We start from the raw sequence: 14,314 nt of genomic DNA, 5'->3' as shown, positions 1-14,314 counted from the left end.
CGTGATCGTTACGGGGTTTCGCGGCGCAAGGTCAACGCGCCGAGTACGAGCGACAGGGCAATCCAACCGATCGTGACACCGAGTGGGAGCCAGAGGTCGCCCCAGGGGTCGGCTTGGCCCGTCACGGCGACCGCCGCATCGACGAGATACGACAGCGGCAAGACGTCGGAGATCCGCTCCAACACCGTCGGGAGGTGCTCGCGCGGCACCAACAATCCGCACAGCAAGAACTGGGGAAGGATGAAGGCCGGCATGAACTGGACCGCCTGGAACTCGGTGCGCGCGAACCCGCTCGCGAGGAGCCCGAGAGCCGTCCCGAGGACCGCGCTCAACACCACGAGAGCGACGAGGACCCAGGTCGGCCCGGCCACATCCAAGCCCGCCACCCAGATCGCGAACCCGGTCGCGATCAGGCCCTGGAGGAGTGCCATCAGCCCGAAGGCGAGGGCGTAGCCAAGGATCAACTCCCCCTTCTCGAGCGGGGTGGTGAGGAGCCGTTCCAGCGTGCCCGACGTGCGTTCGCGCAAGGTGGTGACCGAGGTGACGACAAACATCACGACGAAGGGGAAGACCCCGACCAAGATCCCGCCCACCCGGTCAAAGACCGGCGTATCGATGTACATCCACGCCAGCAGGCCAATGAGGACGCACGGGACGACGAGCAGCAAGGCCACCGTGCGCTTGTCGGCGCGGATCTGTCGCAGAATCCGCCCGGTCGTGGCGAGCGTACGTCCGGCGGTCATCGCGGTACCTCGGCAGCGTCGACGAGGGCGAGGAAGGCCGCGTCGTGATCGGCCGCTCCGGTCGCGGCGAGCAGACCCTCAGGGGTGTCGTCGGCGAGCAGTACCCCTTCGCGCAGGAGTAGGACGCGGTCGCAGCGCGCCGCCTCATCCATCACATGGCTCGAGACGAGCAGGGTCCGTCCCTCGCTCGCGAGCCGTCGAAAGAGCGCCCAAAGGTCTCGGCGCAGAGCCGGATCGAGACCGACGGTCGGCTCATCGAGGACCAGCAACTCGGGATCGCCCACCAGGGCGCAGGCGAGCGAGGCACGAGAGCGCTGACCCCCAGAGAGCGAACCGGCTGGCGCCGCAGCGTGATCGGTGAGGTCGACGAGGTCAATGGCCTCGTCGACTGCCTCCGGTCGGCGAGAGCCCACGAGCCGGGCGAAATAGCGCACGTTGTCCCGGACGCTGAGGTCCGAGTACACGCTCGGCGCCTGTGTCACATACCCCACCCGGTGGCGCAGGTCGCGGTCCCCCGCAGGAAGTCCGAGGACAGTGACCTCGCCGCCGCTTACCACCTGCACCCCGACGATCGCGCGCATGAGGGTGGATTTGCCGCCTCCACTCGGGCCGAGCAGGCCAACGACCTGACCCGTCGGCACGACGAGGTCGAGGTCGGGCAGGACGGTGCGGCCGCCCCGCTCGACCCGCAGGCCGCTCACCTCAATCGCGTTTTTCACCATATGATGAATATAGCCCCGTCGACGGGGCTATACTCCTCCTATGGTGAAAAACGCGATTGAGGTGGGCGGCCTGCGGGTTGAGCGGGGCGGCCGCCCCGCTCGACCCGCAGGCCGCTCACCTCAATCGCGTTTTTCACCATATGATGAATATAGCCCCGTCGACGGGGCCCGGCAATGGCACAGCCGACGAGATAGCGCTGCAAGGTGGGCGCGACCAGATCGATCAGGTCATCGGCCTCGGCGTCGACCAACGCAGGGAACCGCACGACATATCGCAGCATCGCCACCCCCAGCACCTGGCCGGCGGCCGCGCCGATCCGCGCCTCCACGTCCGCGCCTACGGGCCGACCGGAGCGCTCGGCGACCTCGATAGCGACCCGACCGAAAATCTCGCGCCCGACAAACTCCCGCAGGGCACGGGCCGCCGACTCCGTCGAACTCGCCGACCGGATCAGTGCCTGGAACGCCAGATCCGCACCAGGACGCTCCCACACCGAAAAGAAGGCTCTGGCGAGACGCTCCCCAACCCCATCGATCGGCCCCTCGATGACACCGTCGATGAGGGACTGTGGGTCGACCGGGATCGCGACGACCTGAGCGAAGAGGTCGGCCTTGCCGTCGAAATAGTGATGGACGAGGGCCGGGTCGACCTCGGCAGCTCGAGCGATCCCCCGCAGCGAGGTCGCGTCATACCCCTTCGCGGCGAATTCCTCGCGGGCCGATTCGAGGATCGCGGCTCGGGTATCCGGACCGCCGGGCCGCCGTCCCCGCGGGCTCACTCCCGATCCTGGCCCAGGTGCTCTCGCGCGAAGGCCAGCGCCTCTCGCAGGTCAGCTTCGCGCCCTTCGGCATCGCGACGCCGGGTCCCCACTTCCAGGACCACCGCGCCATCCCACTGCTGCTCCTTGAGGTGACGCAGCACGCCAGCGCATCGTTGGGTGCCGCGACCGGGCACCAAATGTTCATCTTTGACGGTCTGCCCGGACCCGTCGGCGAGGTGGATATGCGAGAGCCGGTCGCCGAGCGCGACGACCATCTCCAGGGCATCGGATCCCGAGATCGCCGTGTGCGAAAGGTCAACGGTCACATGGCGATACGGCTGCGGCACCGGATCCCAGTGCGGCCGGTAGGCCTGCAACTCTCGACCCCGAGCGCGCCACGGGAACATGTTTTCAACGGCCAGCGTGACGCCGGTCGCGTCCTCCCGCTCGGCGACCCCTTCGGCGAAACCGAGGGCGTACTCCTTCTGCCAGCGGAAGGGGGGATGCAGCACCACTACCGGGGCTCCGACTCCCTGCGCCAACTCAATCGACTTTTCGATCTTCGTCCACGGGTCGCGGCCCCAGACACCCTGGGTGAGGAGGAGCGTCGGCGCGTGGATCGAGACGATCGCGAGGCCGTGGTGCTCGGCGAGCGCCCGTAGCGCGTCCGCCTCCTGGGTCACCGGATCGGTCCACACCATGACCTCGAGGCCGTCGTAGCCCAAACGGGCCGCCGTCTCGAAGGCAGCCGCGGTCTGTTCGGGGTATACCGACGCCGTGGAGAGGGCCACGGGGATGCCGGACGTCATGAGGCCTGCCGGTCGGAGTCCATGGCCGTGAGCCTAGTCCGATCGCGCAGAAGGGAGGGTGCCCGCTCAGCCGAGGTGGTCCAGATAACGCAGGATCAGGCCCTCGCGCAGGGCCCACGGACACACCTCAAGAGCCTCGACGCCGACGAGGTCCATCGCCGCCTCGGCGATGATCGCCCCGGCGAGGGCCTGAGGTGCGCGGGCGACCGAAACTCCCGGCAGAGCCGCCCGCTCGGCCGCGGTCAGCGGGGCCAGTCGGGTGATGGCGGCGGTCGCGTCGGCGAGCGTCAGGGTGCGCTTGACGTAGGGCCCCTCGGAGCTCGGAGCGGCCCCAGAGAGCCGGGCGAGCAGCCGCATCGTCTTCGACGTACCGACGACACAGTCCGGGCTGCCGGCCTTGTGCAGGGCGCGGATGTTGGCAGCGATCTCGGCGCGCACGTGCTTGCGAGCCGCCTTGATCTGCTGGGCACTCGGTGGGTCGCCCGCGAGGAGCTCCCGGGTAACCCGGCCAGCGCCGAGGAGCAGAGATTCGGCGACGTCAGGGTCCTCATCGAGCCCGATCGAGAGTTCCAGGGAGCCGCCACCGATGTCGAGGACGAGCAGTTTGCCCGCGGACCACCCCTTCCACCGCCGAGCGGCAAGGAAGGTGAGGCGCGCTTCGTCCTCCCCCGAGAGCACCTGCAGCTCGACGCCGGTGCGGTCCTTGACCCGCGCGAGCACGTCATCGCCGTTCGGCGCCTCCCGGATCGCGCTGGTGGCGAAGGGCAGGAGCTCTTCGACCCCGCGGTCCTCGGCGACTTCGAGGCATTGCGCGACGAAGGTGGCAAGCGCCTTGGCTCCGGAATCAGCGATCCGGCCGTCGTCGCGGACGTGCTCGGAGAGGCGCAACTCGATCTTGTGGGAGTTCGCGGCGATGGGCTGCGCGCCGGGGTGGGCGTCGACGACGAGGAGGTGGACGGTATTTGATCCGACGTCGATGACCCCAAGGCGCATGGCGGCAACGCTAGACCCGCCGAGCGGGAAGTCTCGCATTGGCCCTCGCGTCGTTACAGTGGCGGCCGTGACCGAGCACCCGGGCGAGACGCCGCTGACGACCCCCCGCGTGTGGGTCGAGTTCGATGATCCGGCGACCGAGGGACAGCGGCTGCGCTGCGATCTGACCTGGCTCACCTCCTCCTGGACCTGCATCTTTGGTGCCGGTTGCGAAGGCATCTACGCGGATCGTCCCGACGACGGATGCTGCACCCTCGGCGCCCATTTCACGGACCAGGACGATGTCGACCGGGTCCGCCGGATCGTGAAGGATCTCGGCGAGGACGAATGGGAGCTCCACCCCGGGTCGACGAAGGTCTCGGCCTGGACCGAGCGCGAGGACGGTGAGCGCAAGACGAAGGTGGTCGACGGCGCCTGCATCTTCTTGAACCGCCCTGGCTTCCCGGCGGGCGCCGGCTGCGCCCTGCATCAGCACGCGATGCTGACCGGTGTCGAGCCGCACACGGTCAAGCCGGATGTCTGCTGGCAGCTGCCGATCCGCCGGACCTATCGGACCATCGAGGTGCCCGACGGCAGTTCCTACCTGGAGATCTCGATCGGTGAGTACGACCGCCGCGGCTGGGGGCCCGGCGGGCATGACCTGGACTGGTACTGCTCCGGGAACCCCGCCGCGCACGTCGGCGCCGACCCGGTCTACATCTCCGAGCGCGGAGGGCTGATCGAGTTGATGGGCGCGGAGGCCTACGAGGAGTTAGCTCGCCGCTGCGAGGCGCATCTGGCGGCCGTGGCGGCCTTGCGCGGCAGCCGTGGCCCCTCCGGTCGACGCTCGGCCGAACCTCAGGGCCGCGCGCTCCTCCCCCTTCTTGTCCATCCGGCCACCATCGAGGCTCAACGCCGGAGGCGGTAGGGCGCTCGCCGCGGGGATTGTCGGCGCGGCCGTTTAGGTTGTCGCTCATGGCTGCCACCAAGACCCGCGCCCCGGGGTTCCATTGCGTCGAGTGCGGCTGGACCTCGATCAAATGGGTCGGTCGCTGCGGCGAATGCCAGGCCTGGGGCACGGTCGAAGAGGTCGGCGCGCCGGTGGGTCGGACCATCGCCGCGGGGCGCATCGAGCGCCCGGCCGTCCCGATCGGCGAGGTGGACCTGACCCAGGCAAGCGCGCGCTCGACCGGAGTCGGCGAGTTGGACCGGGTCCTTGGCGGAGGTCTGGTGCGGGGGTCTGTTGTCCTGGTCGCGGGCGAGCCGGGGATCGGCAAGTCGACGCTGCTCCTCGATGTCGCCGCCCGAGCCGCTCGTGATGGGGACGAAGGGGGCCGCACGGTCCTCTACATCAGCGGCGAGGAGTCCGCGGCGCAGGTGCGAGGACGGGCCGACCGGATCGGGGCGATCGCCGAGCGGCTCTACCTTTCGGCCGAGACCGACCTCGCCACCGTCCTCGCGCACATCGACCGGCTCTCCCCCGATCTGGTGGTCGTCGACTCAGTCCAAACGATCACGTCGACCGCCGTCGAGGGAGCGGCGGGCAATGTCAGCCAGGTCCGCGAGGTCGCGGCCGCGCTCATCAATCGCGCCAAGAGCGCGGGGATCGCGATGCTGCTGGTCGGCCACGTGACCAAGGACGGCTCAATCGCCGGCCCACGCGCGCTGGAGCACCTCGTCGATGTGGTGCTCGCCTTCGATGGGGACCGGCACTCACGGCTGCGGCTCGTCCGCGCGGTGAAGAACCGCTACGGCCCGACCGACGAGGTGGGCTGCTTCGACCTGTCCGATACCGGGATCGTGGGCCTCGATGACCCGAGCGGGCTCTTCCTCTCCAGCCGTCACATCACCGTCCCGGGCACCTGCGCGACGGTCACCCTCGAAGGGCGTCGGCCTCTCGTCACCGAAGTCCAAGCCCTGGTCACCGAGTCTCAGCAATCCGTCGCGCGCCGCACCAGCGTCGGGTTGGACTCCGCTCGCGTTGCCATGGTCGCCGCGGTCCTCCACCGGCGGGCCGGGCTGCCGATGCTGAAGTCGGACGCCTACGTCTCGACCGTCGGAGGGGTACGGATCACCGAACCCGCGAGCGATCTCGCCGTGGCCATCGCGATCACCTCCGCCATGCTCGATGAGGCCGTCCCGCACACCCTGCTCGCGATCGGCGAGGTCGGGCTCTCCGGCGAAATCCGCCCCGCCGTGGGCGTTTCGCGGCGGCTGACCGAGGCCGCCCGGTTGGGCTTCACGGTCGCGGTCGTTCCGCAGGGAGCGATGCGCGACATCACGCCCCCTTCGACCATCGAGGTGCTCGAAGCCGCCCACCTGACGCATGCCATCGCCGAGTTCCGTCGCCGACTCCCCCCGTCGGCGGAGGTCGTGCCCATCAGACCTCTCCTACACTGACGCTCGTGGCAGGCACCCCCATCGACAAGGACGAAGAGCTCTTCCGGGCGACCCAGGCAATGGTCGCGCCCGGAACTCAGTTGCGCGACGGCCTCGAACGCATCTTGCGCGGCAACACCGGCGCCCTACTCGTCATGGGCTATGACAAGACCGTCGAGAGCATCTGCACGGGCGGGTTCGTCATCGATATCGAGTTCTCCTCGACCCGATTGCGCGAGCTCGCGAAGATGGATGGCGCGATCGTGCTCAACAAGGACGCGACGCGCATCTTGCGCGCGGGGGTCCAACTGGTGCCCGACCCGAGCATCGAGACCGGCGAGTCAGGCACGCGGCACCGCACCGCCGATCGCGCCGCCCGCCAGACCGGTCTGCCGGTCATCTCGGTCAGCCAATCGATGCACATCGTCGCCCTCTACGTCCGCCAGCGCCGCCACGTCCTGAAGACCTCCGCCGAACTCGTCTCTCAGGCCAACCAGGCCCTGCAGACCCTCGAGCGCTATCGCGCTCGCCTCGATGAGGTGACGAGCACCCTCTCCGCCCTCGAGATCGAAGACCTCGTGACGGTGCGCGATGTCTCCAACGTCCTGCAGCGCCTCGAGATGGTGCGCCGGATCAGCGAGGAGATCTCCGGGTACATCGTCGAACTTGGTGTCGATGGACGCCTGTTGACCCTGCAGCTCGAAGAGTTGACCGCGGGGCTCACCGATGACCTCGAGTGGGTCGCCAAGGACTACCTCGAGGTCGGGCGCGCCGAGCAGGCCAGGACCACCAAGGACGTCATGGCCGCGCTCACCGAGCTCGACCCCATCGAGCTGTTGGACCTTGCCCTGTGCGCCAAGGCGCTCGGCTTTTCGATCGTCGGCGAGGCCCTGGACGCCTCGGTCAGCCCGCGTGGCTACCGGATCCTGTCGAAGGTGCCGCGTCTCCCCCGAGCCATTGTCGAGCGGCTGGTCGACAACTTCGGCACCCTCCAGGCGCTGCTCGCGGCCGGGGTCGAGGAACTCATGACGGTCGACGGGGTGGGCGAAGGGCGGGCCCGCCTTGTGCGCGAGGGCCTCTCCCGGGTCGCTGAGACCTCGATCCTCGAGCGGTACGTCTGACCGGAGCGTGGATTCCCTCGCCTTCGTCCACGATCGCGTCCTGACCTGGGCGAAGGGGGCTCTGCGCCCCCTTCCGTGGCGTGACCCAGACTGCTCGCCCTGGGGCGTCTATGTCTCGGAGGTGATGTCCCAGCAGACGCCGGTGGCCCGGGTCGAGCCCGCCTGGCGCGAATGGATGGCGCGCTGGCCGACCCCGGCGGCGCTCGCCGCCGATACACCCGGCGAGGCGGTCCGCATGTGGAAGCGCCTCGGCTATCCACGCCGCGCCCTGCGGCTGTGGGAATCCGCCGGTCAGATGGTCGCCGCGCACGACGGTGAGGTGCCCCGCTCCCACGCCGACCTCCTCGCCCTTCCCGGCGTCGGGGAGTACACGGCGGCTGCGGTCGCGTCCTTCGCTTACGGCGAGCCGGTGCCGGTCGTCGATACCAATGTCCGCCGGGTGCTGGTCCGGGTCTTCGACGGGCGTGAGCACGCGGCTCCGGCGATGACGGCGGCGGAGCGAGAATTGGCCGCGCGGGCGATGCCAGCCGACCGAGACGAGGCAAACGCATGGAATGTCGCCGCGATGGAGTTCGGAGCGCTCATCTGCACCGCCCGCTCCCCCGCGTGCGATAGCTGCCCGATCCGCTCACGCTGCGCCTGGCAACTCGCCGGGCGCCCGGCCTATGACGGACCTCCGCGGCGAGGACAGGCGTGGCACGGCACCGATCGGCAGGCCCGAGGCGCGCTTCTGGCGGTGCTGCGGGCGGCACCGGGCGCGGTGCCGCGAGACGCCCTCGACGCGGCGTGGGACGACGCCGCACAGCGGGATCGAGCCCTGCGCACTCTGATCGAGGACCGGTTAGTCGAACCCCTTCCGGGGGAGCGCTTCGCCCTTCCGAGCTAGCCCGCGTTGGCCCCCTCCGGCGCGGTCGATGTATTCGGCCGCCACCGGTGGCGGCGAGATACCTCGACTCCGGCAGGGCTACAGCTGGCGCAGCATCCGGGTGTTGCCGAGGGTGTTGGGTTTGACCCGCTCGAGGTCGAGGAACTCGGCGACACCTTCGTCATAGGAGCGCAACAACTCGGCATAGACCTCTGGGTCCACGGCCTGCCCCTGAATCTCGGTGAAGCCGTGCCGCTCGAAGAAGGTCGTCTCGAACGTGAGGCAGAAGATCCGCTCGACGCCGATCTCGCGGGCGTCATCGAGCAGGGCTTCGAGAAGGGCGCCGCCGACCCCCTTCCCGAGGTAGTCGGCGTCGACCGCCAGGGTGCGGATCTCGGCGACGTCTTCCCACATGACGTGCAACGCACCGCACGCGATGACGCGGCCATCGATCTCCACGACGCGGAAATCCGGCGTGCTCTCGTAGTACTGCACGGCTTCCTTCGCGACGAGGACCCGGCGCTCGGCGAGCGGGCGCACCAACTCCCGGATCGCGCGGATATCGCGGGTGCGGGCCCGGCGGATCACCATCTCGCTGCTCACGCAGGCCAGCGTAGGCCGCAATCATCGCGGGGAAGGCGGCGGCCCGGGCGCGGGTAGGGTTGGGCTCCGTGATCGACATCAAGGAACTGCGCAGCGACCCCGACGCCGTGCGCGCCTCACAGCGCGCGCGTGGCGAGGACGAGACCCTCGTGGACCAGGTCCTCGACGCCGATTCCCGGCGCCGCAACTCCATCGCCGAGTTCGAGGCCGTCCGGGCCGAGCAGAAGGCGCTCGGCAAGGATGTCGCCAAGGCGAAGGGGGACGAGCGCACCGCCCTGCTCGAGCGGACCAAATCCCTTGCGGCGCAGGTGAAGTCGCTCCAGGCCGACGCCGACGCTGCGCAGGCAGACCTCGACTCGCTGATCCGCCGGATCGGCAACGTCATCATCGATGGAGTCCCCGCCGGCGGCGAAGAGGACTTCCGCCTCATTGAGACCGTCGGGACCCCCCGTGACTTCGCCGCGGAAGGCTTCACGCCCCGCGATCATCTCGAGCTCGGCGAGATCATCGGTGCCATCGACATGGAGCGGGGCGCGAAGGTATCTGGTTCGCGTTTTTACTTCCTGCGCGGCGCCGGCGCCCGGCTCGAAAACGCCCTGATGGCCCTGTGCCAACAGGTGGCCTACGAAGAGGGCCACGAGCCCCTCGGTGTCCCGAACCTCGTCAAGGCTCCGACGATGGCCGGCGCGGGCTTCCTCGACTCGCACGCCGATGAGGTCTACCGGCTCGAGGCCGATGACCTCTACCTCACGGGGACCTCGGAGGTGGCGCTCGCCGGCTTCCACGCCGACGAGATCATCGACCTGACCGGCGGCCCCCTTCGCTATACCGCGACCTCGACCTGTTACCGGCGCGAAGCCGGCTCACACGGTAAGGACACCCGGGGGATCTTCCGGACCCACCAATTCCAAAAGACCGAGATGTTCGTCTATTGCCGTCCCGAGGATGCCGAAGAGGAGCACGCGCGGCTGCTGCGGATCGAGCGGCGCATCCTCGACGCCTGCGAGTTGCCCTACCGCGTCATCGATGTCGCGGCCGGTGACCTCGGCGGTCCCGCGGCCCGTAAGTTTGACTGCGAGGCGTGGGTGCCGACGCAGGAGCGGTATCGCGAACTGACGTCGACGTCGAACTGCACGACCTTCCAGGCGCGCCGCCTCAACACCCGCGAGCGCGGCGAGAAGGGCACCCGGATCGTCGCGACCTTGAACGGCACGATGGCGACCACGCGCTGGCTCGTCGCGATCTTGGAAAACCATCAGCAGGCCGATGGGTCGGTCCGTGTGCCTGAGGGTCTGCGCCCCTTCCTCGGCACCGACGTGCTCCCGCCGGTCTGACCCCTTCGCGAAAGTCCCCGGGAGCCGACGATGCCAGAGCAGGGCTCGCGGCTCTTCGACAGCGCCGAGGTGGCCGACCAGTTCCGGATGATCTGGGAGATTCTCCGCAACGGCTACCTCGTCGCGCGCTCTCGAGAGCTCCGCATCGAGCCGGTCGCGGAGGAAAGAAGCGGACGCGTCGACCTGGTCCTGACGAGCCGCGGGCCGCAGGTGGTGATCGAGGGCTTCGAGGTCGAGGTTGTCGCCCGCGCGGCGTCATCGACCGGCGAACCCGGCGCGCTATCGGTGTCCGACGACCCTGAGGTCCCGGACGGCGCGGTGCTCATCGGCTTCGACCTCAGCGATGATCGGACGCGCTGTCTGCGCGGCGCTCAGGGCCACCTCGACTGGAGCGCGCACCGCCTGGAGGGCGAGGCCGTCGACCTCGAAGCCGAGTCCTCCCTTCCGCTCACCGTGCTCACGCGCGTCGCGAGCGGGACCGTCGATTGGCGTCTCATCGTCCACTATTCGGTCCTGGGCAAGCCCAAGCGCCAGGTCTCACCCGCCGGCGGCGCCACCTGGCGCACGTCGGCGCCCACGCCCCCGCGCTGAGAGTGCTCGGGCTGGCAGGATGAGGGGCGCCCCACCCGAGGGCAGCACGCCAGCCACGCAGAAGGGCATCGATCATGATCGGCCTCAACGACGTCAACAACCGGCAGCGCTATGAGCGCGCGGCGGCGAACTTCTCTCGCGTCGTCGCTGGCGTGACCGACTGGGACGCGCCGACTCCCGTCGCGGAGTGGCGCGCGCGGGACATCGTCGGGCACCTCACGACCTGGCTCCCGGGGTTGCTCAGTTCCGGCGCCCCGATCACTTTCGTCCCCGTCCCGGACGCCCGGCGCGACCCGGTCGCTGCGTGGGCGGGCATCGACGCTCAGGTCCAGGCCATCGTCGATGACGAGGAGCTGGCGGGCTCCCCCTTCACCAGCACGTACTTCGAGCCGATGACGGTCGGGGAGCTCATCGACCGCTTCTACACCAGTGACGTCGTCTTCCACACCTGGGATCTTGCGAAGGCGAGTGGACAGGACCCGCACCTCGACGAGCAGTACATCGGCGCGGCCTACGACGGGATGCAGCAGATGAGCGACACGATCCGCGAGTCCGGTCAGTTTGGCGAGCAACAGCCCGTGCCCGAGGATGCGACGCGGATCGAGCAGTTCTTCGCCTTCATCGGTCGTGACCCGCGCTGGACCCCTTCGGCCTGACCCGCTCTCCCCCCTCCCCTCCTCGCAAATGCCCGGGCTTTTGCGAGGAGGCTTCAAGGGGAAGCTCACCGCCGTTCGCGAAGTGTCGTCGCCTCCTACGGCACGACCCTCAGAGCGTCCTTGATGACTCGGCCACGGGCCGACACCCCACCGACCTCACCGGAGTCCTCCCGTAAGCCGTCGATCAACCCGATGATCGCCTCGACCACCAGAAGCCGTGCCCGGCCTTGCGCGGTGAGGCGCAGCGGCACGGTGCTTCGATCGAACAAGGTCACCCGCAAGGAGGCCTCCAACTGGCGGACTTGATGAGTGATCGCGGGTTGGGAGTATCCGAGTTCCGCGGCTGCTCTACTGAATGACCCCTGCTGAGCCACTGCGACGAAGGCCCGGAGAACGCGATCGTCGATCATCGTGGGCCCTGGATAGCGCTTGGGCTGACAGGATTGCCCGCGCGGTCGACTGCGCCTATGCGGGCGATTTCCGCGCCCGAGGGCCACCAGGCGACGAAGTAGCCATCGGCGACCGTTGCTGTCACATCGACTCCCTTCGACGTGGTGACGACGACGCTCTTGATGTTCGGAGCAGTCATCCCGTACGCGAAGCGCACTGCGTCGGAACCGTTGACCTGCCCCGGGACGCCGAGGGTGAGCACGGATACCCCTTCGTCGAGCCTCGCCCCCGTCGTCATCCCTTCCAGAGTGCCCCCACGGGCCTGGTCCTTAGAGGCCGCCCCAACCCAATCCGCGCAGAGTGACACGGTCCCGCCAGTGGCCACGAGCATGGTCGTGTAGTCACCACGACGTTCGGACGTCACCGGCTTCAGGCCCCGCGGGGCGCTTGGGAAGGCGTCTCGCACTCTGGAGATGCACTGGGCTCCGAGCGTTCGGACGAGGTGGGCGTCAGCCGAGGCGGGTTTGGCGGTCCATGAAGCGTAGGCGGGATCAGCCCCCAGCACATTGGTTGCCAGCACCATCACGGCCGCGCCCGCCGCAGCGGCACTTGCGAGTAACGAATATCGCCGCCACGGGAGCCTGCGTGAGGGAGTCGAGTTCTGCTCCGGTTCGGAGTCCAACGATGCGAGGAGGTCGGCGAGCATGGCATCTTCGCGCCCCTCAGGGAGGTCTCGGGTTTCTGGGATCATCGCCATAAAAGTGCTCATCGAGTTCTTCCCTTTCATCCGTGCTGTGCTCTGAGTGCGACGAGGTGGGGTGCCCTCCGTACGAGGCGAGCTCGGGCACGGAAAAGACGTGAGCGTACGGTTCCTATGGGGATGCCGAGCGCTTCTGCGGCTGAGGCGTAGTCCAGTTCGGCGAAGATGCACGCGCCGATGACGTCCTGATCGATCTGCGGCAGATCCGCTATCGCGGCGAGAACCTCGGCCATCGCCCGCTCATCGTCGACCTGACCATCGATTCGCTCCGCATGGTCGCGCTCAACGGCCGTATTCTCCGCGGCCAAGCGCATCGTCGCGCGTCTGCGTCGGACCTCCGAGCGAAAGTGGCGATGGGTGAGCCGAGTGGAGATCCCGATCAGCCAAGGCAGGAGGGATCCGGACGGGAGGTCGAGGGGCTGACGAGTGCGCCACAGTTCGAGGAATACTCCCGACGTGAGGTCCTCCGCCTCCGCCCAACTGGACACCCTGCGGAAGCAGTAGTTGTACACCGCGCGGTGATGTCTGCGGAAGAGCTCGCTCAGCGCGGCCGTGTCACCGGCGAGCGTTGCGTCCCACAGGCTCTGATCGCTCCCATCGATGATGTCCTGCACGTGACCAGCCTCCTCCTTTTAACTGACGAGTCCGCACGTGCCCTGACGGCTACATACGCGGCGTCTGCCATGTCATGCCCGATCGATGGGGTCGAGTTCCACGGTGGAACATCACGGGGTGCTGCGCGGCCGAACCAAGCGTCGGCCGCGCAGCACCCATGACGAGCGCAATGGAGAGGTCTAGTTGTAGCGACCTGCTCCGTTAGGGAACACCGTCGTGTTGGTATACGGGTTCGACTCTTGGATACAGGAGAAATATTCAACGTAACAGAACTTGCGCTGAGTCCAGCTTTGGTATTGGTTCCAGTTCACACCGTATCGCCCTCCGGACTGGACCAAACCCTTGTCCTTCCATCCGGGGAAGAACGTCTCACCCCACCTCTCGGTGTACGCGTGCACTCGGATCCACGACCAGTCCCCGCACCAGTTCACGCGGTGGTGGGACTTCCACATCGTGGCACCGAAGACGTTCTGGCCCGACCTCCACGCATCCCAACGCCAGCAGGACGTTGAAGCAGTGATGGAGCGCTGTTGCGTGGCCGTCACTACGGCACCGGCCTTCTTGGCCCCAGCGAGGTAGGTTGCCTTGCTAATGCGAACGGCTGGGGTCCTGCCACTGACGACCTCGGTCACCCGCGCCTTGTCTGGAATCTTCGCGGTGGGCCCGTCTGCCGGCGAGGCGAACGCCGCCGGGGAAGCCATCAATGCCAACCCTGCCGCGCCGGCGATGCTTGCGATCTTGCGAATATTCATCAAGTTGAGTCCCTGATAGTGGTGTAGCGCGGTCGCCGTGATCGTCCCGGCAGTGGACGTGGGTGCGGCCACCGCGTGATCCTTCGAGCGAACCTCTCACAGCACTCTCGAATGGAGTCATCACGATGACCGCACCACACATTGTCGACAGTGAGGATGGGTTTTGGCATCCCCGGGTGGAGGTCTGACTCGATTGTCGACGGGCGTCAGCGACTGCCTTTGCATGGGATTCGTCGATCTT

General features: G+C 68.2%; 17 protein-coding genes. 7 read left to right on the top strand and 10 right to left on the bottom strand.

What is annotated here, in order from left to right; genetic code table 11:
• Positions 1-8 precede the first annotated feature (8 nt).
• The 5 genes from AB8K43_RS11205 to AB8K43_RS11185 form a co-directional block, all read right to left on the bottom strand.
• Positions 9-743 carry an ABC transporter permease gene (locus AB8K43_RS11205; RefSeq protein ID WP_370894288.1) on the bottom strand — a complete coding sequence of 245 codons (735 nt, stop codon included), beginning with the start codon at positions 741-743 and terminating at the stop codon, positions 9-11.
• Positions 740-1,465: an ABC transporter ATP-binding protein gene (locus AB8K43_RS11200; RefSeq protein ID WP_370894287.1), complete on the bottom strand. Its 726-nt coding sequence runs from the start codon at positions 1,463-1,465 to the stop codon at positions 740-742. Before AB8K43_RS11200 ends, AB8K43_RS11205 begins: the two co-directional genes overlap by 4 nt.
• 38 nt (positions 1,466-1,503) lie before the next feature.
• Entirely contained in the window at positions 1,504-2,244 is a 741-nt protein-coding gene (locus tag AB8K43_RS11195) for a TetR family transcriptional regulator (protein ID WP_370894286.1), read from the bottom strand.
• Positions 2,241-3,035 (bottom strand): sugar phosphate isomerase/epimerase family protein, encoded by a 795-nt coding sequence (locus tag AB8K43_RS11190; RefSeq protein WP_370894285.1) that lies wholly within the window; start codon positions 3,033-3,035, stop codon positions 2,241-2,243. Before AB8K43_RS11190 ends, AB8K43_RS11195 begins: the two co-directional genes overlap by 4 nt.
• Before the next feature lie 66 nt (positions 3,036-3,101).
• Positions 3,102-4,028, bottom strand: a complete 927-nt coding sequence (locus AB8K43_RS11185) for a Ppx/GppA family phosphatase (RefSeq protein ID WP_370894284.1) — start codon at positions 4,026-4,028, stop codon at positions 3,102-3,104.
• A gap of 67 nt (positions 4,029-4,095) precedes the next feature.
• On the opposite strand from AB8K43_RS11185, the gene AB8K43_RS11180 reads away from it, so the two are divergent.
• The 4 genes from AB8K43_RS11180 to AB8K43_RS11165 are packed head-to-tail and all read left to right on the top strand — an operon-like array spanning position 4,096 to position 8,393.
• Positions 4,096-4,935: a hypothetical protein gene (locus AB8K43_RS11180; protein ID WP_370894283.1), complete on the top strand. Its 840-nt coding sequence runs from the start codon at positions 4,096-4,098 to the stop codon at positions 4,933-4,935.
• Between the two features lie 47 nt (positions 4,936-4,982).
• A complete protein-coding gene (radA, locus tag AB8K43_RS11175) occupies positions 4,983-6,407 on the top strand; it encodes a DNA repair protein RadA (RefSeq protein ID WP_370894282.1) in 1,425 nt (474 codons plus the stop codon).
• A gap of 59 nt (positions 6,408-6,466) precedes the next feature.
• On the top strand, positions 6,467-7,507 hold the full coding sequence (gene disA / locus AB8K43_RS11170; RefSeq protein ID WP_370894457.1) for a DNA integrity scanning diadenylate cyclase DisA: 1,041 nt from the start codon (positions 6,467-6,469) through the stop codon (positions 7,505-7,507).
• A 7-nt stretch (positions 7,508-7,514) separates the two neighbouring features.
• Positions 7,515-8,393, top strand: coding sequence for an A/G-specific adenine glycosylase (locus AB8K43_RS11165; RefSeq protein WP_370894281.1), 879 nt, complete (start codon positions 7,515-7,517; stop codon positions 8,391-8,393).
• Positions 8,394-8,471: 78 nt separating this feature from the next.
• Here the strand turns inward: AB8K43_RS11165 and AB8K43_RS11160 are convergent, their stop codons facing one another.
• Positions 8,472-8,963: an amino-acid N-acetyltransferase gene (locus AB8K43_RS11160; protein WP_370894456.1), complete on the bottom strand. Its 492-nt coding sequence runs from the start codon at positions 8,961-8,963 to the stop codon at positions 8,472-8,474.
• Between the two features lie 80 nt (positions 8,964-9,043).
• Between AB8K43_RS11160 and serS the strand changes: the two genes are divergently transcribed.
• The 3 genes from serS to AB8K43_RS11145 all read left to right on the top strand — a co-directional run bounded on the left by serS (position 9,044) and on the right by AB8K43_RS11145 (position 11,556).
• Entirely contained in the window at positions 9,044-10,309 is a 1,266-nt protein-coding gene (gene serS / locus AB8K43_RS11155; protein ID WP_370894280.1) for a serine--tRNA ligase, read from the top strand.
• Between the two features lie 30 nt (positions 10,310-10,339).
• Positions 10,340-10,900 carry a hypothetical protein gene (locus AB8K43_RS11150; protein WP_370894279.1) on the top strand — a complete coding sequence of 187 codons (561 nt, stop codon included), beginning with the start codon at positions 10,340-10,342 and terminating at the stop codon, positions 10,898-10,900.
• Between the two features lie 74 nt (positions 10,901-10,974).
• Complete coding sequence (locus tag AB8K43_RS11145; RefSeq protein ID WP_370894278.1) at positions 10,975-11,556, top strand: TIGR03086 family metal-binding protein; 582 nt, start codon at positions 10,975-10,977, stop codon at positions 11,554-11,556.
• A gap of 95 nt (positions 11,557-11,651) precedes the next feature.
• On the opposite strand, the gene AB8K43_RS11140 is transcribed toward AB8K43_RS11145, so the two are convergent.
• The 4 genes from AB8K43_RS11140 to AB8K43_RS11125 form a co-directional block, all read right to left on the bottom strand.
• Positions 11,652-11,966: a LysR family transcriptional regulator gene (locus AB8K43_RS11140; protein WP_370894277.1), complete on the bottom strand. Its 315-nt coding sequence runs from the start codon at positions 11,964-11,966 to the stop codon at positions 11,652-11,654.
• Positions 11,963-12,715, bottom strand: coding sequence for a hypothetical protein (locus AB8K43_RS11135; protein ID WP_370894276.1), 753 nt, complete (start codon positions 12,713-12,715; stop codon positions 11,963-11,965). The genes AB8K43_RS11140 and AB8K43_RS11135 overlap by 4 nt, the downstream gene beginning before the upstream one ends.
• A gap of 14 nt (positions 12,716-12,729) precedes the next feature.
• A complete protein-coding gene (locus AB8K43_RS11130; protein ID WP_370894275.1) occupies positions 12,730-13,320 on the bottom strand; it encodes an RNA polymerase sigma factor in 591 nt (196 codons plus the stop codon).
• A 180-nt stretch (positions 13,321-13,500) separates the two neighbouring features.
• Positions 13,501-14,145 carry a hypothetical protein gene (locus AB8K43_RS11125; protein ID WP_370894274.1) on the bottom strand — a complete coding sequence of 215 codons (645 nt, stop codon included), beginning with the start codon at positions 14,143-14,145 and terminating at the stop codon, positions 13,501-13,503.
• Between the last annotated feature and the right edge of the window lie 169 nt (positions 14,146-14,314).

This window comes from Janibacter sp. GXQ6167, assembly GCF_041365945.1.
Taxonomy (GTDB): domain Bacteria; phylum Actinomycetota; class Actinomycetes; order Actinomycetales; family Dermatophilaceae; genus JBGFSK01.
Note: the sequence above shows the minus strand (reverse complement) of the source record. Positions and strands in the feature narration are given on the sequence as shown.

Coding starts and splice junctions, on each gene's coding strand:
- AB8K43_RS11205 (WP_370894288.1), bottom strand. CDS start 743: ATGACCGCCGGACGTACGCTCGCCACGACCGGGCGGATTCTGCGACAG.
- AB8K43_RS11200 (WP_370894287.1), bottom strand. CDS start 1,465: ATGGTGAAAAACGCGATTGAGGTGAGCGGCCTGCGGGTCGAGCGGGGC.
- AB8K43_RS11190 (WP_370894285.1), bottom strand. CDS start 3,035: ATGACGTCCGGCATCCCCGTGGCCCTCTCCACGGCGTCGGTATACCCC.
- AB8K43_RS11185 (WP_370894284.1), bottom strand. CDS start 4,028: ATGCGCCTTGGGGTCATCGACGTCGGATCAAATACCGTCCACCTCCTC.
- radA (WP_370894282.1), top strand. CDS start 4,983: ATGGCTGCCACCAAGACCCGCGCCCCGGGGTTCCATTGCGTCGAGTGC.
- disA (WP_370894457.1), top strand. CDS start 6,467: ATGGTCGCGCCCGGAACTCAGTTGCGCGACGGCCTCGAACGCATCTTG.
- AB8K43_RS11160 (WP_370894456.1), bottom strand. CDS start 8,963: ATGGTGATCCGCCGGGCCCGCACCCGCGATATCCGCGCGATCCGGGAG.
- AB8K43_RS11150 (WP_370894279.1), top strand. CDS start 10,340: ATGCCAGAGCAGGGCTCGCGGCTCTTCGACAGCGCCGAGGTGGCCGAC.
- AB8K43_RS11145 (WP_370894278.1), top strand. CDS start 10,975: ATGATCGGCCTCAACGACGTCAACAACCGGCAGCGCTATGAGCGCGCG.
- AB8K43_RS11140 (WP_370894277.1), bottom strand. CDS start 11,966: ATGATCGACGATCGCGTTCTCCGGGCCTTCGTCGCAGTGGCTCAGCAG.
- AB8K43_RS11135 (WP_370894276.1), bottom strand. CDS start 12,715: ATGAGCACTTTTATGGCGATGATCCCAGAAACCCGAGACCTCCCTGAG.